This window comes from Hoylesella buccalis ATCC 35310, from assembly GCF_000177075.1.
Taxonomy (GTDB): domain Bacteria; phylum Bacteroidota; class Bacteroidia; order Bacteroidales; family Bacteroidaceae; genus Prevotella; species Prevotella buccalis.
Genome location: NZ_ADEG01000022.1, coordinates 1 through 25,394, shown reverse-complemented (window position 1 = coordinate 25,394; position 25,394 = coordinate 1). Strand labels below are relative to the sequence as shown.

Annotated in this window: 20 protein-coding genes; 12 read left to right on the top strand and 8 right to left on the bottom strand. The window is 44.6% G+C overall.

The genetic code is table 11. From position 1 onward, the window contains the following. Positions 1–62 precede the first annotated feature (62 nt). The 5 genes from leuS to HMPREF0650_RS01790 are packed head-to-tail and all read left to right on the top strand — an operon-like array spanning position 63 to position 7,750. Positions 63–2,915, top strand: coding sequence for a leucine--tRNA ligase (gene leuS, locus HMPREF0650_RS01810; protein WP_004347854.1), 2,853 nt, complete (start codon positions 63–65; stop codon positions 2,913–2,915). Further along, positions 2,912–3,889 carry a YitT family protein gene (locus tag HMPREF0650_RS01805; RefSeq protein WP_004347853.1) on the top strand — a complete coding sequence of 326 codons (978 nt, stop codon included), beginning with the start codon at positions 2,912–2,914 and terminating at the stop codon, positions 3,887–3,889. The genes leuS and HMPREF0650_RS01805 overlap by 4 nt, the downstream gene beginning before the upstream one ends. Next, complete coding sequence (locus HMPREF0650_RS01800; RefSeq protein ID WP_040562106.1) at positions 3,837–4,475, top strand: non-canonical purine NTP diphosphatase; 639 nt, start codon at positions 3,837–3,839, stop codon at positions 4,473–4,475. Before HMPREF0650_RS01805 ends, HMPREF0650_RS01800 begins: the two co-directional genes overlap by 53 nt. Before the next feature lie 12 nt (positions 4,476–4,487). Then, the gene (gene porZ / locus HMPREF0650_RS01795) at positions 4,488–6,503 is read left to right on the top strand and encodes a type IX secretion system anionic LPS delivery protein PorZ (RefSeq protein ID WP_004347851.1); all 2,016 of its coding nucleotides are present in this window, start codon (positions 4,488–4,490) and stop codon (positions 6,501–6,503) included. Next, the gene (locus HMPREF0650_RS01790; protein WP_004347850.1) at positions 6,479–7,750 is read left to right on the top strand and encodes a glycosyltransferase family protein; all 1,272 of its coding nucleotides are present in this window, start codon (positions 6,479–6,481) and stop codon (positions 7,748–7,750) included. Before porZ ends, HMPREF0650_RS01790 begins: the two co-directional genes overlap by 25 nt. 502 nt (positions 7,751–8,252) lie before the next feature. Here HMPREF0650_RS01790 and rd read toward each other — a convergent pair. Genes rd through HMPREF0650_RS01780 form a run of 3 tightly spaced genes read right to left on the bottom strand, consistent with a single transcriptional unit; the run spans position 8,253 to position 10,112 of the window. Further along, the gene (gene rd, locus HMPREF0650_RS12590) at positions 8,253–8,417 is read right to left on the bottom strand and encodes a rubredoxin (RefSeq protein WP_004347849.1); all 165 of its coding nucleotides are present in this window, start codon (positions 8,415–8,417) and stop codon (positions 8,253–8,255) included. A 33-nt stretch (positions 8,418–8,450) separates the two neighbouring features. Next, complete coding sequence (locus tag HMPREF0650_RS01785; protein ID WP_004347848.1) at positions 8,451–9,509, bottom strand: glycosyltransferase family 9 protein; 1,059 nt, start codon at positions 9,507–9,509, stop codon at positions 8,451–8,453. Then, complete coding sequence (locus HMPREF0650_RS01780; RefSeq protein ID WP_004347846.1) at positions 9,510–10,112, bottom strand: DUF4254 domain-containing protein; 603 nt, start codon at positions 10,110–10,112, stop codon at positions 9,510–9,512. Between the two features lie 876 nt (positions 10,113–10,988). Here HMPREF0650_RS01780 and HMPREF0650_RS01765 point away from each other — a divergent pair. From HMPREF0650_RS01765 to rnc, 3 genes are all read left to right on the top strand, one after another. Then, on the top strand, positions 10,989–11,225 hold the full coding sequence (locus tag HMPREF0650_RS01765) for an acyl carrier protein (RefSeq protein ID WP_004347843.1): 237 nt from the start codon (positions 10,989–10,991) through the stop codon (positions 11,223–11,225). Between the two features lie 86 nt (positions 11,226–11,311). Further along, complete coding sequence (fabF, locus tag HMPREF0650_RS01760) at positions 11,312–12,574, top strand: beta-ketoacyl-ACP synthase II (RefSeq protein ID WP_004347839.1); 1,263 nt, start codon at positions 11,312–11,314, stop codon at positions 12,572–12,574. Further along, entirely contained in the window at positions 12,564–13,616 is a 1,053-nt protein-coding gene (gene rnc / locus HMPREF0650_RS01755) for a ribonuclease III (protein ID WP_004347838.1), read from the top strand. Before fabF ends, rnc begins: the two co-directional genes overlap by 11 nt. A gap of 92 nt (positions 13,617–13,708) precedes the next feature. On the opposite strand, the gene HMPREF0650_RS01750 is transcribed toward rnc, so the two are convergent. The 5 genes from HMPREF0650_RS01750 to HMPREF0650_RS01730 all read right to left on the bottom strand — a co-directional run bounded on the left by HMPREF0650_RS01750 (position 13,709) and on the right by HMPREF0650_RS01730 (position 19,130). Further along, entirely contained in the window at positions 13,709–15,556 is a 1,848-nt protein-coding gene (locus tag HMPREF0650_RS01750) for a 4-hydroxy-3-methylbut-2-en-1-yl diphosphate synthase (RefSeq protein ID WP_004347837.1), read from the bottom strand. 15 nt (positions 15,557–15,571) lie between these two features. Beyond that, complete coding sequence (gene purE / locus HMPREF0650_RS01745; protein ID WP_040562100.1) at positions 15,572–16,081, bottom strand: 5-(carboxyamino)imidazole ribonucleotide mutase; 510 nt, start codon at positions 16,079–16,081, stop codon at positions 15,572–15,574. 26 nt (positions 16,082–16,107) lie between these two features. After that, positions 16,108–16,728, bottom strand: a complete 621-nt coding sequence (locus HMPREF0650_RS01740) for a phosphatase PAP2 family protein (RefSeq protein WP_004347835.1) — start codon at positions 16,726–16,728, stop codon at positions 16,108–16,110. A gap of 81 nt (positions 16,729–16,809) precedes the next feature. After that, a complete protein-coding gene (rpoN, locus tag HMPREF0650_RS01735; RefSeq protein ID WP_040562108.1) occupies positions 16,810–18,303 on the bottom strand; it encodes an RNA polymerase factor sigma-54 in 1,494 nt (497 codons plus the stop codon). 176 nt (positions 18,304–18,479) lie between these two features. After that, positions 18,480–19,130: a hypothetical protein gene (locus HMPREF0650_RS01730; RefSeq protein WP_004347832.1), complete on the bottom strand. Its 651-nt coding sequence runs from the start codon at positions 19,128–19,130 to the stop codon at positions 18,480–18,482. Between the two features lie 182 nt (positions 19,131–19,312). Between HMPREF0650_RS01730 and HMPREF0650_RS01725 the strand changes: the two genes are divergently transcribed. The 4 genes from HMPREF0650_RS01725 to HMPREF0650_RS01705 all read left to right on the top strand — a co-directional run bounded on the left by HMPREF0650_RS01725 (position 19,313) and on the right by HMPREF0650_RS01705 (position 25,206). Next, positions 19,313–20,605, top strand: a complete 1,293-nt coding sequence (locus HMPREF0650_RS01725) for a histidine-type phosphatase (protein ID WP_004347830.1) — start codon at positions 19,313–19,315, stop codon at positions 20,603–20,605. Positions 20,606–20,781: 176 nt separating this feature from the next. Beyond that, on the top strand, positions 20,782–21,093 hold the full coding sequence (locus HMPREF0650_RS01720) for a hypothetical protein (RefSeq protein WP_004347829.1): 312 nt from the start codon (positions 20,782–20,784) through the stop codon (positions 21,091–21,093). 225 nt (positions 21,094–21,318) lie between these two features. After that, positions 21,319–23,439, top strand: a complete 2,121-nt coding sequence (locus tag HMPREF0650_RS01710; RefSeq protein ID WP_004347828.1) for a TonB-dependent receptor — start codon at positions 21,319–21,321, stop codon at positions 23,437–23,439. A 120-nt stretch (positions 23,440–23,559) separates the two neighbouring features. Further along, positions 23,560–25,206: a hypothetical protein gene (locus tag HMPREF0650_RS01705; RefSeq protein ID WP_004347826.1), complete on the top strand. Its 1,647-nt coding sequence runs from the start codon at positions 23,560–23,562 to the stop codon at positions 25,204–25,206. Positions 25,207–25,394 lie beyond the last annotated feature (188 nt).

The window sequence follows — 25,394 nt, the reverse complement described above, 5'->3', positions numbered from 1 at the left end:
GTACTTTTGTCACCTATTATATACACATCGAAACACAATAGAACGTTAATTTAGGATATCTTATGGAATACAATTTCAGAGAAATTGAGAAAAAGTGGCAACAACAGTGGGTGAAAAACAAAACCTATCACGTTGAAGAAGATGCCCAAAAGAAAAAATATTATGTACTCAACATGTTCCCCTACCCATCCGGAGCGGGCCTTCACGTAGGCCATCCTTTGGGCTATATTGCCAGCGATATCTATGCGCGATACAAGCGACAGAATGGATTCAACGTTCTCAACCCTATGGGTTACGACGCCTATGGACTGCCAGCCGAGCAGTATGCCATACAAACGGGGCAACATCCCTCCATCACTACCGAGGAAAACATCAAGCACTATCGCGAACAGTTGGACAAAATTGGATTTTCGTTCGATTGGGATCGTGAAATCAGAACCTGCGACCCGGCATATTACAAGTGGACACAATGGGCGTTCATCAAAATGTTTCAATCGTATTATGACAACGATTTGCAGAAAGCACAGCCTATCACAACGCTCGTACAGCACTTTGAAACCAAAGGTACTGACGGTTTGAACGTGGCCCAGAGCGAAGAACTACAGTTCACAGCCGAGGAGTGGAAAGCCATGACTGAGCTTCAACAGCAGCAAACGCTTATGAACTATCGCATCGCTTACCTGGGCGAAACGATGGTAAACTGGTGTGCCGGACTGGGCACTGTGCTGGCCAACGATGAGGTGGTAGATGGCGTGAGCGAGCGAGGTGGCTACCCCGTGGTGCAAAAGAAAATGAAACAATGGTGCTTGCGCGTGTCTGCGTATGCGCAACGCTTGCTCGATGGACTGGAAAAAGTAAACTGGACGGAGTCGCTGAAAGAAACACAACGCAACTGGATTGGACGCTCACAAGGAACCGAAGTGCAGTTTAAAGTGGCCAACCACGATGACCTTTCTTTGACGGTGTTCACCACCCGCGCCGATACCATGTTCGGTGTTACGTTCATGGTGCTGGCGCCAGAGAGCGAATACGTTAGTCAAGTGACCACTCCCGAGCAGGCAACAGCCGTTGAAGAATATGTAGACGCTACGAAAAAGCGGACCGAACGGGAACGCATCGCCGATAGAAAAGTAACCGGAGTGTTCACCGGAAGCTACGCTGTGAACCCATTGACAGGCGAAAACATCCCTATTTGGGTGAGCGACTATGTACTGGCTGGCTATGGAACAGGGGCCATCATGGCCGTTCCGGCACACGACAGTCGCGACTATGCCTTTGCCAAGCACTTCAATCTGCCCATCATTCCGCTAATTGAAGGGGCTGATGTGAGTGAAGAGAGCTACGATGCGAAAGAGGGAATCATGATTAACAGTCCGGTGGAAGGAAAACAAACACCGTTGAGCCTCAATGGATTGACGGTGAAAGAGGCCATTGCCGCCACCCGAAAATATGTGGTTGAACAGGGTATCGGGCGCGTTCGGGTGAACTATCGCCTGCGCGATGCCATCTTCTCTCGTCAGCGCTATTGGGGCGAACCCTTCCCAGTATATTATCAAGACGGCATGCCCCACATGATTCCTGAAGAATGCTTGCCACTCGAATTACCTGAGATTGACAAGTATGAGCCTACCGAGACTGGCGAACCGCCATTGGGTAGAGCCAAAAAATGGGCCTGGGACGTGGAACAAAACAAGGTGGTAGACAAATCGCTTGTCAACAATTCTACCATATTCCCGCTGGAACTAAACACCATGCCAGGCTTCGCTGGCAGCTCGGCTTATTATCTTCGTTACATGGATCCACACAACGATGAAGCATTGGTGGATAAAAAGGTAGCTGCTTATTGGCAGAATGTAGATCTTTATGTGGGTGGAACAGAACACGCCACGGGCCACTTGATTTATTCAAGATTTTGGAATAAGTTCTTACATGATTATGGTTATTCCTTCAAAGAAGAACCTTTTGAGAAGTTAGTGAATCAGGGTATGATACAAGGACGTAGCAACTTTGTGTATCGTATCAACAACGATGACCATTCGGCAGCACCTGTTTTCGTGTCATTGGGATTGAAAGAACAATATAAAACCACTCCCATTCATGTGGATGTGAATATGGTTCACGGCGACGTGTTGGACATAGAGGCCTTCAAAGCGTGGCGACCAGAATACAAACAGGCTGAATTTATCTTGGAAGGAGATAAATATGTGTGTAGCTGGGCCATCGAGAAGATGTCGAAATCAATGTACAACGTTGTCAATCCTGATATGATAGTAGAACAGTACGGTGCCGACACGCTGCGCTTGTACGAAATGTTCTTAGGCCCGGTAGAGGCCAGCAAGCCATGGGATACCAACGGTATTGACGGTTGTCACCGATTCTTGAAAAAGCTGTGGGGACTGGTTTATGAATACAGAACTGACCAATTTTTGCCCAACGACGATGAGCCAACCAAAGAACAGCTGAAGTCTGTACACAAACTCATCAAGAAAGTAACGGGCGATATCGAACAGTTTTCGTATAATACGGCCATCTCTGCCTTCATGATCTGCATCAACGAACTTGCACAAAGCAAATGCACCAACAAGGAACTGCTCAAGGATGTCATCAAACTATTGTCACCCTTTGCGCCACACATCAGTGAAGAGCTGTGGCATGTGTTGGGTGGAGAGGATTCGGTTTGCGATGCTCAATGGCCTGTATGCAATGAGGAATATCTCAAAGAAAGCGATGTACAGATGACGGTATCGTTCAACGGAAAGGCTCGTTTCCAGATGGTGTTCGGCATAGACGACAGTCGTGAAGCCATCGAAGAAAAGGTGCTTGCCGACGAGCGCACCCAAAAATACATCGCAGACAAAACAATTATAAAAACTATCATCGTTCCAAAAAAAATCATTAATATCGTACTAAAATGATTAAAAACAAGGAATTTATCTTATCTGAAGTAAAAGATTATGTGTTCATCACGTTAGGCCTGTTGCTTTACAGCACTGCCTTCACCATCTTTCTGATGCCCTACGAAATTGTAACCGGTGGGGTAACCGGTATGTCGGCCATCATTTATTATGCCACTGGCTTTAAGCTGGAGAACACATACATGATTATCAACATTTCATTGTTAATCGTAGCCCTGAAGATTTTGGGCTTCCGATTCATGATGAAAACCATCTATGCCATCTTTGCACTATACTTTATGTTAATGTTTGCACAAAGTCTAATGCCTTTGGATGCTAACGGAAACTTTATCAAGGTATTGGGCGAAGGACAAGACTTCATGTCAATGGTCATTGGATGCTGTATCACTGGTTCATCATTGGCAGTGGTATTTCTCAACAATGGCAGTACAGGAGGCTCGGATATCATTGCTGCTTGTGTCAACAAATACAAGGATATGTCCTTAGGACAGGTACTAATATTGGTAGATATCTTTATAGTAAGCAGCTGTTTCTTCTTCCCACAGTTTGGCGAAATGGCTGAACGAGCCCACAAAGTGGTATTTGGTTACTGTACCATCATCATCGAATGTTTCATGCTCGACTTTGTGTTTGCCCGTCAACGGCAATCGGTTCAGTTTATGATTTATTCGAGAAAACATGAAGAAATCGCTGAAATTCTGTCCAAAGAAACCGACCATGGACTGACTATTCTTGATGGTCACGGCTGGTATACCGGACAAGAAATCAAGGTAATTTGTTTGTTAGCCCGTAAAAGTGAAAGTCAATTAATCTTCCGCCTCATCAAGATGACCGACCCAAATGCCTTTGTTAGTCAGAGTTCGGTCATCGGTGTATACGGCGAGGGATTTGATCAAATCAAGGTAAAAGTAAAGAAAAAACATGAAAATAGTCTTCGCAACAAACAACAAGAACAAACTTCAGGAAATTCGTGACATACTGGGAGAATGGTTTGAAATAGTGTCTTTGCAAGATATTGGTTGTCATGAGGATATTCCAGAGACAGGAGATACCTTGCAAGAGAATGCCTTACAAAAGGCCATGTATGTGGCAGAACACTATGGGTTGGACTGTTTTGCCGATGATACGGGCCTTGAAGTGGATGCATTGGATGGTAAACCAGGCGTTCACAGCGCACGCTATGCCGAAGGAACCGACCATGATAGCGAGGCAAACATGCAGAAATTGTTGCGTGAACTACAGGGAAAAAACAATCGAAAGGCTCATTTTCGCACTGTCATTGCCTTGCTGCAACATCCCAAAAATCAACAAGAAAAAAATATAGATAATGCTTGTGCAGCACCTGAAATCCATTATTTTGAAGGACGTGTGGATGGCTTAATCGCAGAAGAAAAGCGTGGTGAAGCTGGTTTTGGCTACGATCCGCTGTTCATTCCCAACGGATATAACCAGAGTTTTGCCGAACTTGGCGAGGATATAAAGAACCACATTTCGCATCGTGCACTGGCAGTTGAAAAATTAGCAGCCTATCTTAACGAAGATATAGCACAATCTGTCTAACTGAATAGCGCAATGAAAACAACGATAGTATCTGTCCTTTTTCTCATCATGGGTTGCTTGCAAGGCTTGTCCCAAATAGGTTCTTGGAAAGTATATCCTTCCTATCACGACATAACGGACGTGCAACCGGCAGGTAACATCGTATATGTGTTGGCGTCAGGTGGATTGTTTTGCTATGATAAGGATGACAACAGCATACAGACTTTTGATAAGAAAACAGGCTTGAATGATGTTGAAATCAGCCACATTGCTTATTGTTCTGCGGCCAAACGATTGATCATTGTCTACAAAAATAACAACATTGACTTGCTGGATGGTAAAGGAAACGTTACCAATATCGCTGACTATTATAAAAAATCGCTGACAGAAGACAAAACCATTCACAGCATCTATGTGAATGGAAGCTATGCTTATTTATCCACAGGATTCGGTATTGTCAAGCTCAATGTGAGTGATGCCGAGATTAGTGATACTTATTTTCTGGGCTTTCGCGTAGATTGGACACTTATACAGCAAAACAAAATCATTGCAGCATCAATGACCCATGGAAAATATGCTGCTGATTTATCTGCTAATTTACTTGACAAGAAGAATTGGAAAAGAATAGGAAACTATACTAAAAACAACAAAGAAGTAGACAAAGAACTATGGAATAAAATGGAAAGCATGCGTCCGGAAGGTCCGCAATACAACCATTTTTATTTTCTAAAGTTTATCAATAACCGCCTTTACACTGCGGGAGGAGGCTTTGAATCAGAAGGTGTTAGTCTCTCACATCCAGGTATTATCCAAGTACTTGAGGATGGTCAATGGCATATTTATCAAGATGATATCCAAAAAACAACAGGCTATTCCTATGCAGAAATCAACTGTTTGGCCATCGATCCTAAAGATGCAAACCATGTATTTGCAGGAGGTAGAACCGGACTTTACGAATTTCAAAACGGGAAACTCACCAAATACTACAATAAAGACAACAGTATTCTGATGCCAGCAGTGGATAAAGGAAAAGAACTGGATAATGAATATGTTCCCATCAACGGCCTGCTGTTCGATGAAGAGCGACATCTTTGGATATTAAACAACCAAACAAAGGGACAAAGCATCATCGAATTACTGCAAGATGGAACCATGAAATCACACCATCAACCATCGTTGATGCAAAATGGAGTGAGCCCCAGTTTACTCTATCATCCCGTGTTTGACAGTCGAGGCTTATTGTGGTTCGGCAACGGGAACTACAAGTTTCCAGCACTATTTTGTTATGATAGGAAGACTGAAACGCTGCACACGATAACCAATTTCATCAACCAAGATGGAAACAGCCTAAAAACAACAGCTGTAAAATATATCGCTGAAGATATGGAGAACAATCTTTGGATTGGTACAAATACAGGAGTACTGCTGCTTGAAGCTTCAAAAATGAATCAACTACCCGATGTAACGTTCACACAAATAAAGATTCCTCGCAACGACGGAACAAACTTAGCTGACTATTTATTGGCAGGAGTAGACATCACCTGCATTGCAGTTGACAAGAGTAACCGCAAATGGTTTGGTACAGGAAGTAATGGAGTATATCTCATCAGTGCTGATAACAACCAGCAAATTCATCATTTTACCATAGCAAACAGCGTATTACCTTCTAACCATATAGAAAGCATTGCCATCAATAATCAAACAGGAGAAGTGTTTTTTGGGACAGACAAAGGACTTTGTTCTTTTCAAAGTGACGCCACCGAGGCTGTGGAATCAATGAACAAAGACGTTACCTACGCATACCCAAATCCGGTAGAACCGTCTTATAATGGCCCTATAACGGTTGTTGGACTTAGTTATCAAGCCGACATCAAAATAGTAACTGTCAATGGCACCTTGGTAACTAAAGGTAAAAGCAATGGCGGAACTTTCGTGTGGGATGGTAATGATATGAACGGAAATCCAGTGGCATCGGGCATCTATATGGTACAAACAGCCGACCAAACTGGCAACAAAGGAACTGTATGCAAAATCGCTATCGTCAGATAAGCCTGCTCTTTCTGGCTTTCCTATTGTTGGTGCTCTTCCTATTTGGCTATACGCCCACAAACGATGGAGATGGCTATATTGAATACGCCAGGATGTGCATCGACTACGGAGAACCCTATCCTTGTGCGCCTACCATCAATGGACAACCCTTTATTTGGAACATCGGACAGATTAATTTGGTGGCTCTCTCGCTGTATCTATTCCATTCTGTTTATCCAATCTTAGTGTTGATGTGCTTTCTCAAAGCCGCATCAGCCTACTTACTTGCGCGCATAGCACAAAAAACATGCAACGACCAGATAGGATTCATTGCCCTACTATTATATGTATGCTATCCCAATAATTGGGGACAAAGCACGACCATACTCTCCGAAATACCATCCATCACGCTCTTATTAGGGGCGGTTTTCATCATTCTACACACCTCTCGTGTGCGAAATCTCTTCATAGCAGGCATGTTAATGGCTGTAGCCAATTGGTTTCGTCCCATCAGTTTGGTATTTATGGGTACGTTTCTTCTCTATTTTCTATTCTTTAAAAACAAACAATGGTTACGTTCTTTCAGTTCCCTGCTGGCTGGATATGCCTTGTTTGTCATCGTGGTTGGAACCAGTTGTTGGCTGCGTACAGGCTATTTCTTGTTCCAAAGTGAAACCTTGTGGTTCAACATGGCAGCAGCAACATACGAAACAAGCGTAGAACCTCATTACAATGCCGAGGCTTATCCCAAAGGAACCATCAGGTATATTGACCACATGAAGGATAAAACGGCCATAGAATGCAACCAAATATGGAAACAAAGATGTTTGGAATGGCTCAAGGATAACAAAGCAAACTATTTGAGTAAAATACCCGGCAGATTGGTTTACATGTACATGAACGACATGGATAACATACCTGCTTTTATGCATGATAAATCGAAAGCCCAAAACAATTACGTCACACTTCCCTATCGAACGCTACTGTACAACCTTCAAAATCTATCCTACATACAGTGGTTTGGACTGCTCAACATGATTTATTACGCATTCCTCCTGATGGCCTTTGCCTTTTCCCTCCATGTTTTACAATCAGAAAAAAAGTACGATACCTTGTTTATTTTATGTTGTATCGTCATTGGAGGTTCATTAGCTTTGGTCTTAGCAGTACACGGAGAAACCCGATTCAAGGCTCCTTTCATGCCTTTTATCTTCATGGGTGCGGCGGTTGGCATCCATAAAATTACTCTCAAGCTACGATCCATTTAGTACATACCGTTTCTCTTTCTATGGCTTAGTTGTCCACATCCTATTTATATATTCTTTTTATTTATTTTTTAAAAGAAAGAAATATGAAGAGAGATGATGTGCGGTGGATATGTTGATAACTATACATCGATTTATTTGCTTTTTTCGTTATTCCACTCTTACGTTACTTTTTACACACTTCAATGGCATATCTTTCTGCTGTCAATCAATTTGTTATCTATCTTTTCCACAATAATATGTAGTATCGAATGATGTGAATAAGTTGATAAATTTATTGGTTGAATAATTGTGGAAATTGATGTATAACTTCGTCATAAGTGTGTGGATATGCACTAACTTTTAGGTTCTTTTATTTCTAAGTGGATAAACAGGCAGTTATTCAACATTTATAAACAGAGTTATGCACAATGATTGTGTATAAGTGTTTATATGTTTCGTTTGAAGCAAATAAATAAGGCAACGACACAAATCGTTGCCTTATTTAAATTCATCAAATGCTGTTTTATTCAGCTTGAGGAGTGAAATCTTCTTTTCCTACACCGCATAATGGGCATACCCAATCATCTGGGAGATCTTCAAATGCTGTTCCGGGAGCGATGCCTCCATCAGGATCGCCTTCTGCGGGGTCATAAACATAACCGCAAGTTTCACATACATACTTTTTCATAATCTTGTTTTTTAATAAGTGAATAAATTAATTTTATTTTCTGTTTTTATGTATAACTTCATCAAGTTTATTGATGATTTGTTCTGGTTTTATTTCATTTAAGCAAGCATAGTCATTCCTCCAGCACGGTTTATTGCCATAAATGGAACACGGGCGACACATTAAGTCGGTCTGAACTGCAAGGTCTGCGCTTTGATTCCACCCCATAAATCCCGCAAAGGGATGTGTGGCACCCCAAATGCTGATGACGGGTGTGTTAACCAATGATGCCAGATGCATGTTGGCACTGTCCATACTAATCATCACATCCAAGTGGTACATCAAAAGCAGTTCTTCCTGCAACGTGTTTAATAGCGTTGGTACACTGACACATCTTTCATATTTTTTTGCCCACAAAGATAGCTGCTCCTTTTCTTCTTTTCTGCCCCCAAATAGGAAAATTCGTGTATTTTCGTACTTGGTTTGTATCATCTCAATTGTTTTTTCCATTTTTTCCAATGGATAAACTTTACCCTTGTGGGCCGCGAAAGGCGCTATGCCAATCCACCGTTCTTCCTTGTTTTTCGCTTCGATGCCATTTGGTAAGTCAGGCATCGTACCGTCTTGACGTGGAAAGATGGATGTAAAATCTATCTCAATAGGGTAACCTAATTTTGCTAATACATCCGCATAGTTTTGGAAAGACGTTTGTAGCGGCGTCAATTCCTTTTTCCCTTTAGCGGTTAGCCTACGTCTGTCGGCCCGATGTTTGTCGATATGAGCCACTTTGAACCTGTCTAACGAAAATCTGGTACGTAGATATTTCGAGCGCAGCGTATCGTGAAAATCGGCTATGGCGGTGAATCGTTTGGCCGTCAGTCTGCGATAAAGTTTATTCAGTCCGCGCAGATTCTTATATTCATTGTTCAGGTCGGCAGACATGAAATCCACGTTTGGTGCCAATTTGTCAAAGAAATTCGCTGCAAAGGGTCGGCTCAACACGCTGATGCGAATGTTGGGATATTGTTTTGCCAATGAGTACACTACCGGAACCGTCATGGCTACGTCACCCATAGCCGAGAACCGTATGATGAGCAGATGTTCGGTCTTCATTTATTTTTTGTAGAGAACCGGATTGGTCGACGGATCATTGTACATCTTCATTTGTCGGTACACTTTCATGTATTTTCGTCCCTCTTGGATGTCTTCCAGTAACTGATCAATGGCTGTTCCCAAGTCTTTTTGTTGTTCCAGCAGCACATTTAGCTTGGCCGTACATGTATCTTTGTGCTCTTTTGAAGCATCTTGTCGTTCGACTTGCTCGCGCATGTGATAAATCTTCAGTGCCAGTATGGACAGTCTATCTATTGCCCATGCCGGACTTTCGGTGTTGATGCGTGCGTCGGGCAGCACTTTCACCTCACTGTATTTCTGCCTGAAATAGCTGTCTATCTGTTCAACAAGATCAGTACGGTCTTGATTCGAGCGGTCAATGCGGCGTTTCAAGGCCAACGCTTCTATGGGATCAATATTTGGGTCTCTGATGATATCTTCAAAATGCCATTGAACAGTGTCAATCCAGCACTTCAGATACAACCGGTTTTCAATGGTTCCATCGTCGTAGGGATTATTGATTGGTGTGTCAATATCATCATTGATGTGATAATCATCAATAGCTCGTTGAAAGATTTTGTTACATTGTTCACTAAATGACATGTTGCGTTTTCTTTTGGTTACTTATGCAAATATAAATAATAAAAGGTAATGGTCAAAACAAAATCAAGGTTTTTTAGTACATTGTAACAAAGTATGCGTTGTTTAATTTGATTTTTATCGTTTTAGACGTTCTTATCTTTCCACTGTTTTGACAAATCATAATAAATATTGAAAGCTGTGCGAAATTTTTTGACAAGCAACCGTCTTATTTTGGGCGTATTTACAAACAACTCTTCATCCGTTTGCAAATACGCCAAATATACGTTGATTTTGTATATGATTGACACATAATAAAATATAGCTTTCATCTATTGTTAGACCACTTCATTTTTGCTTTTTTCAGGGTAAACGCATTGCTTTTAGGCTTCAATATGCATGCTTTTAGTGCGTTATACTATGTAAATTAACCGGCAAAGTCGTATATATTGAACCTTAAACGCATTGCTGTTGCTTTAAAATTTAATTTTTCTTGCTTCAAGATAGCTTGTTTGCTCCCTCCTTGCCTAGTGAATTTTTCCAGAATGAAAGTTTTGAAGTGCTGTTTTAGGAGCATTATATGGTTAAAAAATTCTACATTTTTTCAGGTTTTGGTGTGATTTATCACGTTCTAAAATGCCGTAGTATTGCAAATCATTACGCACTTACCTATTTATTAATGTCTTTTTTTTCTTTTTTGAAGGAAGTATCTATTATAACTCTATAAATTACAGCCATTTTCAAAAAAACAAGCATTAAAATTGTACAATATATGGTATAATGTGCAATATGAGGTACTTTTTTCGATAAAACATTTGTAGATGTGAATAAAAATTTGTTCCTTTGCATCCGTATTTTTGATAATGAATCACTTATAAACATTTTAAAAAAGTTACAATTATGTCAGAAATTGAAAGCAAAGTAAAGGCTATTATCGTAGATAAGTTGGGTGTTGATGAGGCAGAAGTAAAGCCAGAAGCAAGTTTTACTAATGATCTGGGTGCCGATTCATTGGACACTGTAGAGCTGATCATGGAATTCGAGAAAGAATTCGGCATCTCTATTCCAGACGATAAAGCTGAGAAAATTGCAACGGTAGGTGATGCCATTTCTTATATAGAAGAAAATGCAAAATAATTAAAAGCAAACGATTTGGGTTGAGCTGGGAGATTTCTTTCAGCTCAATTTCAATTTGCTTTTAATCAATTTTTTTTATTCAATCAATGGAATTAAAAAGAGTAGTAGTAACAGGACTTGGTGCCGTGACACCTATTGGCAATACGCCTGAAGAAACATGGAAAAGCATGTTGGCAGGTAAGAGTGGTGCTGCTCCTATTACATTATTTGATACTTCCAACTTCAAGACACAGTTTGCTTGTGAGGTAAAAGACCTGAACATCAACGACTATATTGATAGAAAGGCCGTACGCAAGCTGGATCGCTACACGCAGTTGGCCATGATTTCGGCCATGCAGGGTGTAAAAGATGCTGGACTTGACTTGGAAAAAGAAGACAAAAACCGTATCGGTGTTATCTATGGTGTGGGTATCGGAGGTATTAAAACCTTCGAAGAAGAGGTTTCGTATTATGCCTTGAACAAGGAAAACGGACCTAAATTCAGCCCATTCTTCATTCCTAAGATGATTGCCGACATCGCTTCCGGACAGATTTCCATTCACTTTGGATTTCATGGTCCCAACTATACCACAACCAGTGCGTGTGCTTCTTCGAGCACAGCCTTGTCAGATGCATTCAATCTCATTCGTTTGGGCAAGGCGAACATCATCGTTTCAGGTGGTGCCGAGGCAGCCATTACGGCCAGTGGTGTGGGTGGATTCAATGCCATGCATGCGTTGTCAACCCGTAATGACGACCCTGAACATGCTTCACGGCCGTTCAGCGCCAGTCGTGACGGTTTCGTCATGGGCGAGGGAGCAGGTTGTTTGATTCTTGAAGAGTTGGAACATGCCAAGGCGCGCGGTGCCAAAATCTATGCCGAAATGATTGGTGAAGGTGCCAGTGGCGACGCTTATCACATCACGGCCAGCCATCCTGAAGGTCTTGGTGCTAAGCTGGTGATGACTGCAGCACTCGATGATGCCGGTCTGAAGCCAGAAGATGTTGATTACATCAATGTGCATGGTACTTCTACACCTGTTGGAGATATCTCTGAGGTAAAAGCCATCAAGGATGTGTTTGGTGACCATGCCTACAAATTGAACATCAGTTCTACCAAGAGTATGACCGGCCACTTGCTGGGTGCAGCAGGTACTGTAGAGGCTATGGCATGTGTGTTGGCCGTTCGGGACGGCATCATTCCTCCCACTATCAATCATGAGGAGGATGACAAAGACCCTGAAATTGATTACGAACTGAACTATACGTTCAACCAAGCTCAAAAGCGTGAAGTGCGTGTAGCATTGAGTAATACGTTCGGGTTTGGTGGACATAACGCTTGCGTAGTATTCAAGAAATATGCTGAGTAATATTCTCGATCGGATAAAGCTCCCCTTCCGTCGTGAAAGGGAGCTTTATTCGTCTTTATACCGTATCATCGGTTTCTATCCACACGATATCAGTTATTACAAATTGGCCTTGATGCATAAGAGCGTCATGCGTCGCAATGCCAAAGGCAAACCCGTGAATAACGAGCGTTTGGAGTTTCTCGGCGATGCCATTCTCGATGCTACCGTAGGGCATATCGTGTACGAGCATTTTCCCGGTAAACGTGAGGGATTTCTCACCAACACACGCAGTAAGCTGGTTCAGCGCAGCACTTTGAACAAGTTGGCCAATGAGATGGGTATTTGCAAGCTCATCCTTAGTAGCGGTCGCAACGCCTCGCATAACAGTTATATGGGCGGAAATGCGTTCGAGGCGCTTGTGGGTGCCATCTATCTGGATCGTGGTTACGATGCTTGTATGCGCTTCATGAAAGACCGTATCTTGAAGGAAATGCTCAACATCGATAAGGTGGCTTACAAGGAAGTGAATTTCAAGAGTAAGCTGATTGAATGGAGCCAGAAAAACAAAGTGAAGATTAACTTTAAGCTGTTGAATCAAGGGCAGGATAAAAACGGTAACCCGGTCTTTAAGTATGCAGCCGAATTGGAAGGAATTGAGGGGTGTTCTGGTGAGGGATTCAGCAAAAAAGAGAGTCAACAGCTGGCCAGTAAGCTTACGTTGGAACAACTGAAACGCAAGCCGCAGTTCATCGATGAGGTGTTTGCCGCCAAGACCAACCGCACCAAGATGGAAGAAGAGCCGGTTGTTATCGTGCCGGATACGCATCCACAGGATGATTTCATCGTGGTGAAGAGTGAAGACCTACCGGTACAAAAGCACGAATCACCCTTCCAGGAAGAGGTCTTTACCGATTCTCAAGAAGAGGTTCTTGAAGAGTCGCCTGTCATCTCCAACTTGGTAGATGAAATTGATGAACTGCATTTAGACGATATAAGCGCTCAAAAAATGAGCGATGAGGAAATTATCGCCAAGGCCGAAGAAGAAGCCTTCTCGAATGAATAGCTACGTCAGCAGCGTGCATACAGATGCTCGCTGTCGGCGTATCTGTCGGCAGCGAGCATGTATCGTCCTTTTTAATTCATGTAGATAGGTATTTAAGTCAGTAGTGATGCGGTTGGTTCAGCTGCTGATTTGGCCGTTTTCTGGTCCTCATGGATGAGTTTGAGCAGGTGTTCTACCGCCTCTTCTGTAGGGATGTTTTTCTCCACACAGGTTTGTTTTCTGTACAGAGAAACCTTTCCTGGGCCGGCACCTACATAGCCATAATCGGCATCAGCCATCTCTCCAGGACCATTGACAATGCATCCCATGATACCAATCTTGAGGCCTTTCATCTCTTTTGTGGCGTCTTTAATGTGCGCAATGGTTTGTTGTAGGTCGTATAAGGTGCGTCCACAGCCCGGACAACTGATGTATTCGGTTTTGCTCATGCGCAGTCTTCCTGCCTGTAAGATATTGAATGCCGTGTCTTCCAATACGCTGTCGGACAGTTTTCCGTCGTTCATGAGCCAGATACCATCTGTCAATCCGTCGATCATCAATGCTCCCATGTCGGCCGATGCGTCCAGTTGGAAGTCGCTTTTCTCATCATGACGGTACATTTGAGCAAAGACTACGGGATTGTACACACCGTTGTTCATCATCTCATGAACCAGTGCTCGTTGGTCTCCTACCCTGTTTTGGTGGTTGCTCATGCACACTACAACAATCTCGGGATGGGCTTTTAGGCACGCAACATATTCCTCTGTAGGCGTTCCGAACTGCAATACAAGAAACTTGATGTCCGATTTCATGCTGCCAATGAATGGCATAGCCATGGCTGGAAAGATGGGATAGGTATGTTTTTCGCCATGATATTCGCTGTAATCAACGATATATTTCCGGTCTTCCGCATATTTAGGAACTTGGTTTCCCACATAAATGTAGTCGGCCTTGCAGCCTTCATTCGAAGTAATGACAATGGGTACGTTGCTTCCACCGATGTTGCCAATTGCACGTGTTTTACGCCTTTGAGGTCGAAGATAGTTGAAGTGTTTGTTGGGTTCTGCTGGAATCATCAGGTGTCCGGCACGCTTTGCGACGTAATCTACCAAGTGTTTGGCCACAGGTATCTCACATTCGGGTTCTTCAGAAAGCGATACACGGATGGTGTCTCCGATGCCATCTGCCAATAAAGCACCGATTCCCACCGCGCTCTTGATGCGCCCGTCCTCGCCTTCTCCAGCTTCTGTCACGCCAAGGTGTAAGGGATAGTGCATGTCTTCCTTGTCCATTGTGTCGACAAGCAAGCGCACTGATTGCACCATCACTACGGTATTGCTTGCCTTGATGGAGATAACAACATTATCAAATTGCTGTTTTTTGCAGATACGAAGAAACTCCATGCAACTTTCTACAATGCCTTCGGGCGTATCACCGTATCGGTTTCGTATTCTATCCGATAGCGATCCGTGGTTTACTCCTATGCGAATGGCGGTGTGGTTGGCTTTACAAATGTTGAGAAAAGGTACAAACCGGTCTTCAATCTTTTTGAGTTCGCGCGCATACTCTTCGTCCGTGTACTCTAATTGGATGAACTTTCGGGCGGGATCTACATAATTTCCCGGGTTAATACGAACCTTCTCGGTATGCTGTGCAGCCACGTCAGCCACGTTAGCATTGAAGTGTACGTCGGCCACCAATGGTGTGTCATATCCTTTGGCATGCAATCCGTCATGGATGTTCTTCAGGTTTTCGGCCTCTCTCCTACCCTGTGTGGTGAGTCGTACCAACTCTCCACCAGCCTGAATGATGCGTTCTGCCTGCTCAATGCACGCCTCCGTGTCATTCGTGTCGGTTGTAGTCATCGACTGGATGCGTACCGGATTATCGCCACCAATATCGATATTGCCTACATGTACTACGTTCGATTTACGGCGTTGATAATTAAAAAGATCTTTCATGAGTACACGCTTCTCTTAGTTAGTCTTGTATTCGTAATCTTTTATTTGTGCCAAATCAGCATTTGCTTTCGTGATTTTGGCGCCCAATCCAGCTTTATGATCTTTGATTTTTTGTGCGATTGATTCGTCTGTCAGCGCCAACATCTCCACTGCAAGGATAGCGGCGTTCATAGAAGCGTTAACCCCTACCGTGGCAACTGGAATGCCTGGAGGCATCTGTATGATGCTGAGCATGGCGTCCAAGCCGTCCAACATCCCTTTAATAGGAACACCAATGACGGGCAATGTGGTGTTGGCGGCAATCACACCAGGCAGCGCAGCAGCCATTCCGGCAGCGGCTATAATTACTTTGATACCTCTGTTTGCGGCCTCTTTGGCAAACTCTTCAACGGCAGCGGGCGTGCGGTGAGCCGACAAAGCGTTTACTTCAAAGGGTATTTTCAGGTCGTTCAGAAACTTACATGCTTTCTCCATGACTGGGAGATCGCTTGTGCTACCCATGATGATGCTTACTAATGGTTTCATATTCATATTGTTTTAAGAGTTTGATTTCAAATCATTGAGATAATATAGAAGGCGGATATCAGACCCACAATGAATCCAACGTTCACCTGTGACAGCGTGTGTTGCTTGAGAATGATGCGGCTCGACCCCACCAATCCTGCGAACAAGATGGCCAAACAGAGCCACCAAGTAGGATTGAAGTGAAACAACAAGGCAAACGACATCAATGCGCCTGTTACGCCACCGATGGCTGCCGAGTGGGTAGATATCTTCCACCAGACGTTGATGAGCGCACAGATAATCTGGATGGCGAGTGCCGTGATGAGGATACTGCTGATGAAATGTGGGATGTGATACAGATTCATGATGTAGTAACATGCGAAGTAACACACAATCGAGATGATGTAAGGCACCATTCGTCGCTCCTTCATTCCCAGCTCGTGCAGTGTCCATCCTTGGTATTTTCGATATAGGTGTATCAACAAGGTTGGCAGCAACACGGTGAAAAGATACACCATCATGATGACAGTCAGCTTGTAATACCAAGGAACCAGCCTGTTGAGATAACTCAACATGAATAGTGCTACCAACCCAAGTACGGGCAGATAGAAAGGTGTGAAGACGATGCTTATCGTCCGAGCGGCCAAAATAATGTTCTTTTCTTTCATACTGTGTCATCCGCAGGTTCTGCCTTTGCGGATGGATTCTTCTTCATGTTTTAGCGTCATTCATGTCAACCGATGTGTCAATCATTCTTTCCTAAGCCGGGCAACCGATAGTCCTAATTGCTCTCTGTACTTGGCTACGGTGCGTCGGGCCACGGGATATCCCATCTTTTTCAGTTCCTTGGCCAGCGCCTCATCACTGAACGGTTTGCGTTTGTCCTCGTGGTCGATTATTTCTTTCAGTGCCAGTTTGATTTTCCGGGTAGAGAGTTCTTCCCCATCTTCGGTGGTATAGCTGTCGGTGAAGAAGAACCTGAGCGGGAAAGTTCCCCATTTCGTCTGTGCATACTTGATGTTGCTCACGCGCGAGATGGTAGAGATATCCAGTTCAGTTTTATCGGCAATGTCTTTCAGAATCATGGGTTTGAGGTCTGATTCGTCACCGTCGATGAAGAACTTACGCTGCCAGTCTATAATCGCTTTCATCGTTATGTACAGCGTATGTCGGCGTTGTTTAATGGCATCGATGAACCCTTGCGCCTTGTCTACTTTCTGTTTGGCGTACAACAGCGCTTCCTTTTCCTGCCGGTTCATGTTCTCCTTGTTGTTCTTGTAGGTGTCTACCATGTCGGAAAACGATGGAGAGATGGTCAGTTGTGGAATTTTTCCTTGGTTCAGTGTGAACGATATATTGTTATTGTCATCCACGTCGATGATAAAGTCGGGCGTGATTTGCTGGACGTTCCTGCCCATAGTCTCGCCCATTGATGCGCCGGGTTTGGGATTGAGCTTGCGTATCTCTTCTTGAACCGCCCGCAGTTGCAAATCGGATAGTTTGAGGTTGGCCTGTATTTTGTCCCAATGTTTCTTGGTGAACGCGTCAAACTGGCGGGTCACCACTTGCTGCAAGATGTCTTTGAGTTTGCTTTCCGGACGCCTTTCCACCTGCAATAGCAGACACTCTTGCAGCGACCTGGCGCCGATGCCCGCAGGGTCGAACCATTGCAGGATATACAACACCTCCTCTATTTGCGTGGGCGTTACGTCGATGTTGTGGTAAATGGCCAGTTCGTCACTAATCGATTCTACATCCTTTCGCAGGTAACCGTCGTCGTCGAGCGAGCCGATGAGGTATTCCATCACGTCTTTTTGCGTGTCCGTGAGGTTCTCCATCATCATCTGCTCTTTCAGTTTGTCGTAGAAAGATTTGGTGTCTCCGTAGACAATCTCCTCATAGTCGGCGTTGTCTTGCGGATGATAGGCTCCGTAAGCGTCAGGCATTTCGTCGTCCCTACCGATGTTTTCCAGGGCTTTGTCCAACGCTTCTTCGCGCTCTTCGCGTTCAGTTCGCTCGGCAAAGTCTTCCTCGCGTTCGTCCCGGCCATCCGTTTCATCCTCATGGCGTTCGTCACCTTCGGCTTTCTCCAACGCCGGATTGTCATCCAATTCGGCATTGACACTCTCCTCCAGTTCGGTCAACGGCATCTCCAGCAGCTTCACTTGCAACATTTGTTGCTGTGACAGTCGCTGTACCTGCTGTTGTCGTTGTTCTTGAGTTTGTATGAGTTTGTTGGCCATTACTGTATATCCAATCTCTTCTGATGATGTTCGTGCGCGTTCTTCATGTACTGTTGACGCACATGCAAAAATACAAAAGATATTCTTATAATCCGCTTCTTTTGGGGGTAATTTTCCAAGATTGCGCTGCTGGCAGGTTCGCTTTCGGTTGGCGCACGCTAAGAAAGCGTCATTCATCAATCCTTAAAATAATCCTTGAGCTGTGCGGCCAGTGCGGCCAGGTGTTCCGGATTGGCGTTGCCATAACGCTGCCAAATGTCCTGACAGGGTACAAGCAGCGGATGAATCATCATGTCATCACGATTCAGGTATGGGTCACAGAACTTGAAAACCGTCATCACTTCCACGATTTTGCCTGGTTTCAGGCGCATCAATTTGGCCAGACTGACAATCTCGGGTGTTTCGGCTACCATGGTAATAGGTACGAGCCTGAAATACAAATCCAAGATGATGATGAGCATTATCGGTGTGAGTTCCGCGTCAGCCGCAAGCGGTTTAAAGTCGTGTTCAAATGATTCGTTCACCTCTACCCCATCGTAAAACGACGCAGCTTGTCCAAATCCCCGCATCTTTCTCAGCAACTTAACCCCACGAGCCAATTTGCTGGGGTGCTCGGCATACTCGTTCCACAGCTTTTCCAAGCGTGGCGTGTCCAGTCGTCTCAGCCGAAACATCTGCTCGTATAAGGTCTGTGGCGGTATGTGTAGCTCCAGGCAAAGGTCAACCATGGCGCGCGAATACAAGGTTTTCACGCCAATAGGCTTCTTCAGGTACAGTTGCATCAACAGCAACCAATAGTCGTCCGACCATTCATTGGGTATTGACATGATCATTCTTTATTTTGACAAAAAGAGCGTGCGCAGATTGTAAGGACGCGTGTTTTACACAGTTGCCGCGAAAACTCTTTGAGGCAAAGATAGCATAACTTTTGCAAAGCATCAAGTAAACGCTTTGCTTTTTCTTACAAAAGCATTACTTTTGCATCATTCATGAATCAATAGTTACCACGATGAACAAAACTTTAATCATCCTGTCTTTGTGCTTTTGTTGGATTACCTCCAACGCTCAACTTTCTAAAACCGAGATTCGCAACAACCCTTTGTTGGCTGCCAACGGCTATTACGCTTATCCAGGGCCGCTCAAACCGCAGCTCACGCCCGCACCAAAAGGATATGTTCCGTTTTACATCAGTCATTATGGGCGACACGGTTCACGTTATCTCATCGACCCAAACGATTACAACGGTCCGCTTCGCACGCTGCAACAGGCCGACAGTTTGGGAAAATTGACCCCCACAGGCAAGGAGGTGTTGCGCAAAGTAACCCTGATTTGCAACGAGTCGAAAGGCAGATTGGGCGAATTAACCTTACGCGGAGCCGAGCAACATCAACAAATTGCACGCCGCATGTTCGAGCGTTTTCCAGAAGTGCTGGGTGGAAAAACAAACGTGGATGCCAAGAGCAGCACCGTTATTCGCTGCATCTTGTCCATGGAAAATGCGTTGCAGCAGCTGGCAAGGCTCAATCCTCAACTGCACATCACGCACGATGCCAGCGCCCATGACATGCCCTATTTGGTGTATGGCGATACGACTTTGTACAAAAATAAAATGCCCGGCAAGGTAAAAGACATCTACGAGGCTTTTGCCAAGCGGCATGACAACCATGTAGGGGTGATGAACCGAATTTTTAATGACGAGTTATATTGGCGAGATAGCGTGAATGCAACCGACTTCAACTATCAGCTTTACAACCTTGCCAGCAACGTGCAGAGCACCGAACTGCGCCACCAGCTGTCGCTCTTAGACCTCTTTACCCACGACGAACTATATGATGCGTGGCTCAAAACCAATGCGTGGTGGTACATCAATTACGGCCCGTCGCCCTTGAACGGTGCTGTTCAGCCCTATTCGCAACGCATGTTGCTGCGCCGCATCATCACCGAGGCCGACAGTTGCGTGGCTCTCTCCCACCCCGGCGCAACGCTTCGTTATGGACACGACACGATGGTGATGCCCCTGGTGTGCCTGTTAGACATCAATGGTTACGGCAAGCAGATTGAGGATTTGGAGCGTTTGGATGATGAAAATTGGCTGGATTACCGCATCTTCCCCATGGCCTGCAATCTGCAATTCGTGTTCTATCGCTCGCAAGTGCGTCCGCATGACATCCTCGTGAAGGTGCTTTTGAACGAAAACGAAGTCACTCTACCTCTCCCAACCAACATCGCTCCCTATTACCATTGGGACGAATTCAAGACTTATTATCTGAACAAGATAGATCAATTTCAAACCGAGAAGTAGCCGGAGGGCAGCCGTTTTGAAGGTTGCCGAAGGGTTGTAAAGAAACAATATTTTTGTTAAGATAAATGAAAAAATAGCGACAAAAATGATTTCTTAACCATGTGATTACTATATTTTGTCTATTTTTGTGGGCAAAAGATTGTACAGTTATTTTTGTGCGAATGACAACAAGAAGGATGAAACGCAGGTTGATGGCGTGGATGATGGTGCTTACCCTCATCTCGGCTCTTCTCGTGAAAGACGTTCATGCGCACAATGTAACTATTCAGCAGTTAGACCAAACAGAGCAACACCAAACCACAGTACAGGCGTATTGTTACATTTGTAACTTTGACCTGTGCAAGATGAGCATGCCCAAACTCTTTGTTTGGCAGCCTGTGTTGCTTGTAAAGCGTATTGTTAAACCGCTATTTACAACACAAATCGTTTGCCGCGAACCGCTTACGGTAAACGCTCATTCGCCACCTTTTTTAATTCATAATTCATAATTCTTAATTCATACTTCTGATGAGAGAGGCTTCTTTCGTCTGAAGAATGATGATATTCATACCACTATCTTATTTAAAGATAGTGCAAGCTGAAGGCAATTCAATCATGATAGAATTGCTGAGGCGATGCCTATCTTATGCAAGAATAGTGCAAACTGATGGCCATCCAATCATGATTGAATGGCTGTGGCGATGCCTATTGAATGAAAAGGAGAAATTATACAAATGAATAAAAAGGAAAAACTATGGCTTATCATCCTATTGTCGTGTATGTTGATGAGCAGTAATACGTTGGTGAATGCGCAGGATATAGAACACATACCTCGGCAACATCTAAAAGATACCATTACTTTGGGCGAGGTAGTGGTGAAGAGTAAACGACAATTAGTAACGCCCAATAGTATCAGTACCACACTCACCCACGATGACATTGCCCGGGCAGCGGGCAAGTCACTGGCCTCGATGTTAGAGAACGTCAGTGGGGTGAGCATGCTTCAGACGGGTTCCAACGTTGCTAAGCCAGTGATACACGGCATGTATGGCAACCGTATTTTGGTGGTGAGCCGGGGAGCTAAGCTTACCGGACAGCAGTGGGGGATAGACCATGCGCCAGAAATAGACAAGAATGCCTTCAACGACGTGGTGGTAGTGAAAGGCTCTGAGTCGGTGAGATATGGCGCGGAAGCATTGGGTGGCATCATTTTGATGAATGCCAAACCCTTGCCGTATGGCGCTTCTCAGGCGCAAGCCGACGTGATGAGCTACTATGGAAGCAACGGACGACAGATGGGAACGGTAGGATACATGCAGGGAACGATGCCTTTTAATCGCCAAATAGCGTGGAGCTTGCAAGGCACTTTTGAACACTCGGGCGACCGAAGTACAGCGGCTTATCTGCTCAACAACACAGGCATGCGACAACGCAACGCTGCTTTTTCGTTTGGATACCAGCACAATCAGTGGCGCATAGAAACGGGGTACAGCTTGTTTTGGCAAAAAATGGGGGTGATGCGTAGTGCGCAAATGGGTAACGAACAGCTGTTGCAAGAGCGTATTAGGATAGGTCAACCGGTAGAGTTTACGCCTTTTACCTATCAAATAGATTATCCCTTTCAGCGCGTGGCGCATCATACCGCCTTTATCAATGTATATTATCAACCCAGCAGGAGCGTGAAATGCAGTTGGCAAACCACCTATCAAGCCGACGACAGGCGTGAGAATCGCATCCGTCGCATGAACCATTCGGACATCCCTTCGGTTAGTCTTTTCTTACAATCACTGCAATCACAATGGCATTGGAGCAAACTGTCTGACCGTTGGAAAACAGAGTGGGGGGCGCAAGGCATGCTCATGAAGAATAGTAATGAGCGTGGAACGGGCGTTGTACCCGTAATACCCAACTATACAGAAACAACCCTTGGTGCTTATGCGTTGCGCAAATATTTGGGCGATACATGGGGTGTAGAGGGCGGAACAAGGTTTGATTACCAGCTTACTCGTGCCGATGGTTACGATTGGACCGGACATCGATATGGTGGAAGCAGGCACTTTGAGAATGTTACTTTCACGTTAGGAGGTCATCAGCATTTAGGAAATCTGTTGACATTGGCTACCAATTTTGGCATGGCATGGCGCGCACCACACGTTTACGAACTGTTTAGTAATGGCAACGAGCTAAGCTCTGGCATGTTTGTGCGTGGCGACTCCACGCTCCGTTCAGAGCAGAGTTACAAGTGGGTGACGTCACTTAGCTATGCCAACACATGGGTGCAAGCTCGGGTGGATGGATATGTGCAATGGATCAATCATTACATTTACGATTATCCTACGCGCGAGAATATCGTCGTAGTGTCTGGAGCATACCCCGTATTTCAATACGTTCAGACCAATGCCTTGTTTCGTGGAGTGGATGTAGATGCGCATTTTTACCCCTTGCGCACGATAGATTATCGCGTGTTTGCATCATGGATATGGGCGAACGAGCAACGAACCAAGGCGTATTTGCCGTACATTCCGTCGTTTAAGCTCACGCAACAGCTGTCGTGGAAGCCTGTCGTCAGCGGGGCTTGGCATCCTTCTGTGGGCATTGAACATCGCTATGTAGCCAAACAACGCAGGTTTAATGCGGCTACCGATCTAACAGATGATACGCCTGCGGCATACCATTTGGTGGGCTTTAACTGTGGTGTTACCTGGAAAATGCCTCACCACCAACAACTATCCTTGTTGTTCGAAGGAACCAATGTGTTGAATCAATTGTATAAGGAGTACACCAATCGGAGTCGGTATTACGCCCACGACCTTGGGAGGGACATTCGTTGTACCCTTCGTTGGAAGTTTAATTGAGATAGTTGACGAGTTTACGAGTTAACAAGTTGACCAGTTGATAGTTAACGAGTTCATCAATAACGATAACCTTATTCATCATTTTATAAAAAACAAACATAATCAAAAATAAAAAAAACAATGAGAACAAAAACCATATTTTCAACCATTTTCGCATACCTCTGTATGTTGTTAGTATTTGTAGTAGTAGCGTGTAAGCCCGAAGAGGCTGTGGATGAAACAAAAAATAAGTTGCACGAAGACCCGGTGAAGGCCGTGTTTACCTTGCAAGAGGGTACCATCAAGGGTAACAAATCGTTTAACCAGCAGTTGGTGTTGGCTGATTTTACTCCATCAACAACGCCGGCACAACAAATTGTTTGGGAAATAACACCCAAAGAAGGATGGCACGTCAGCAGTGCGCTTAAACACTTTCAAGTGAAGAGCGTCAAGGAGAATCCAGCGGTAGTGTACCACTTGTCCATTGAATATTATAACAGCAAGGGGCAGAAAATCAATCACCAATTTTTCGATTTGGGACAAGATAAGATACACCAGCACTTCTTTTCGCTGTACAAAACCACTACGGTGCTCGGTAAAACAGGCAAGGCTCGCGTGACAGATAAGAGCCAACTGCCCTACGATTATTGCTATGTGGACCAATACAATGGGGTAGACATGGGGGCTACCAACCCCGTTGGCTTTGACGGGTTGTTGCAGATTGTGCATCCGAGTGAAGCGTTCAACCTGTCAGTCGACTTGCTGCATGCGGCTCAAAGCAAATATGATAAGGACAATCGGTTGTCACCTTTCTATCTTCCTGCAGCGGTTCTCACCTCTACCGGTCAGTGGGACATTACGGTGTCGCTGCCCTTTGATGTAGACGGACAGGTGGCTCAAGGGGACGTGAAACCTCTCGATGCGTCGATGTTTCAACCCAAAACGGTGGAAATAGAGGTGTATGAGGGGCATTTGCATGGCAAAAAAGCGTTTCATCAAAACGGATATTCAAAGAATAATGAATATTTGGGGAAGTCGTATCGGTTGAAATACACCTTAGAAAACAATCGGTGGGTGGCTGATAAAACAAATCCTGCATGGGTGAACGTCTTGGGAAGTGCCAAAGAATATGCCATCTATGCCTTCGCATTGCGCTATTTCAACGATAAGCATGAGGATATAACGGGGCAGATTGTGGACAAGGGTGAAGGCCAACACCATCAACATTTCTTTACCGCAAGCAATATCAAACCTTCGTATGGTGGGGTAGAGGAAGCGACGGATGGCAACAACTCCGACTTTTTCAATTACACCTATTGCGACACTGATCCATGGAATAAGACCAATCATGATGACCATGCTGTTTTTAATGATGACAATCATCCCATTGGACTCAAAGGTTATTTTGCCTTTAAGCGTGCGCATAAGCAGTTTACGTTGAGCGTTAGGTTGATGCGTGCGCGGCAGTCAAAGTTGGTGGGGGGAAAGCCTTCTGTCTTTTATCAGCCAACCATGCAACAGCAAACCGAAGAGACATGGATGCCAAGCATAGACATTCCGGTGAGAGTGTATATGGACGTGGACGAAAAAAGCCTGGACATGATTGATGATGGCAGCATTCAACACTTTGAAACAATGAAGCTGAGCGACCTTTCTAATCGCGACCAAGGCATCGTAACGACAATGATGAAAGCCTTCGACCTGAAAGATTTTAAGGTGGCTCTGGCAGAGTTTTATTGGCTGATGAACGACACTCCCGCTCACGACGGTAAGGGTTTTTGGTTTTAAGGCAGCCCTGCAAACTGTTTGATACAACACAGCTTGATGGGTCTTGCTGCGCCCCTTGCCGAACAACGAACCGCTCGGGTGCTGGATGAGCCTGTCAAGCTGCTTCCTATCCTCATCCATGCGTTACCCAACGTATGGATGATATTTTTTCCGTCTCCATGCTACTGCCCTTCAATCTCCATGCTTTT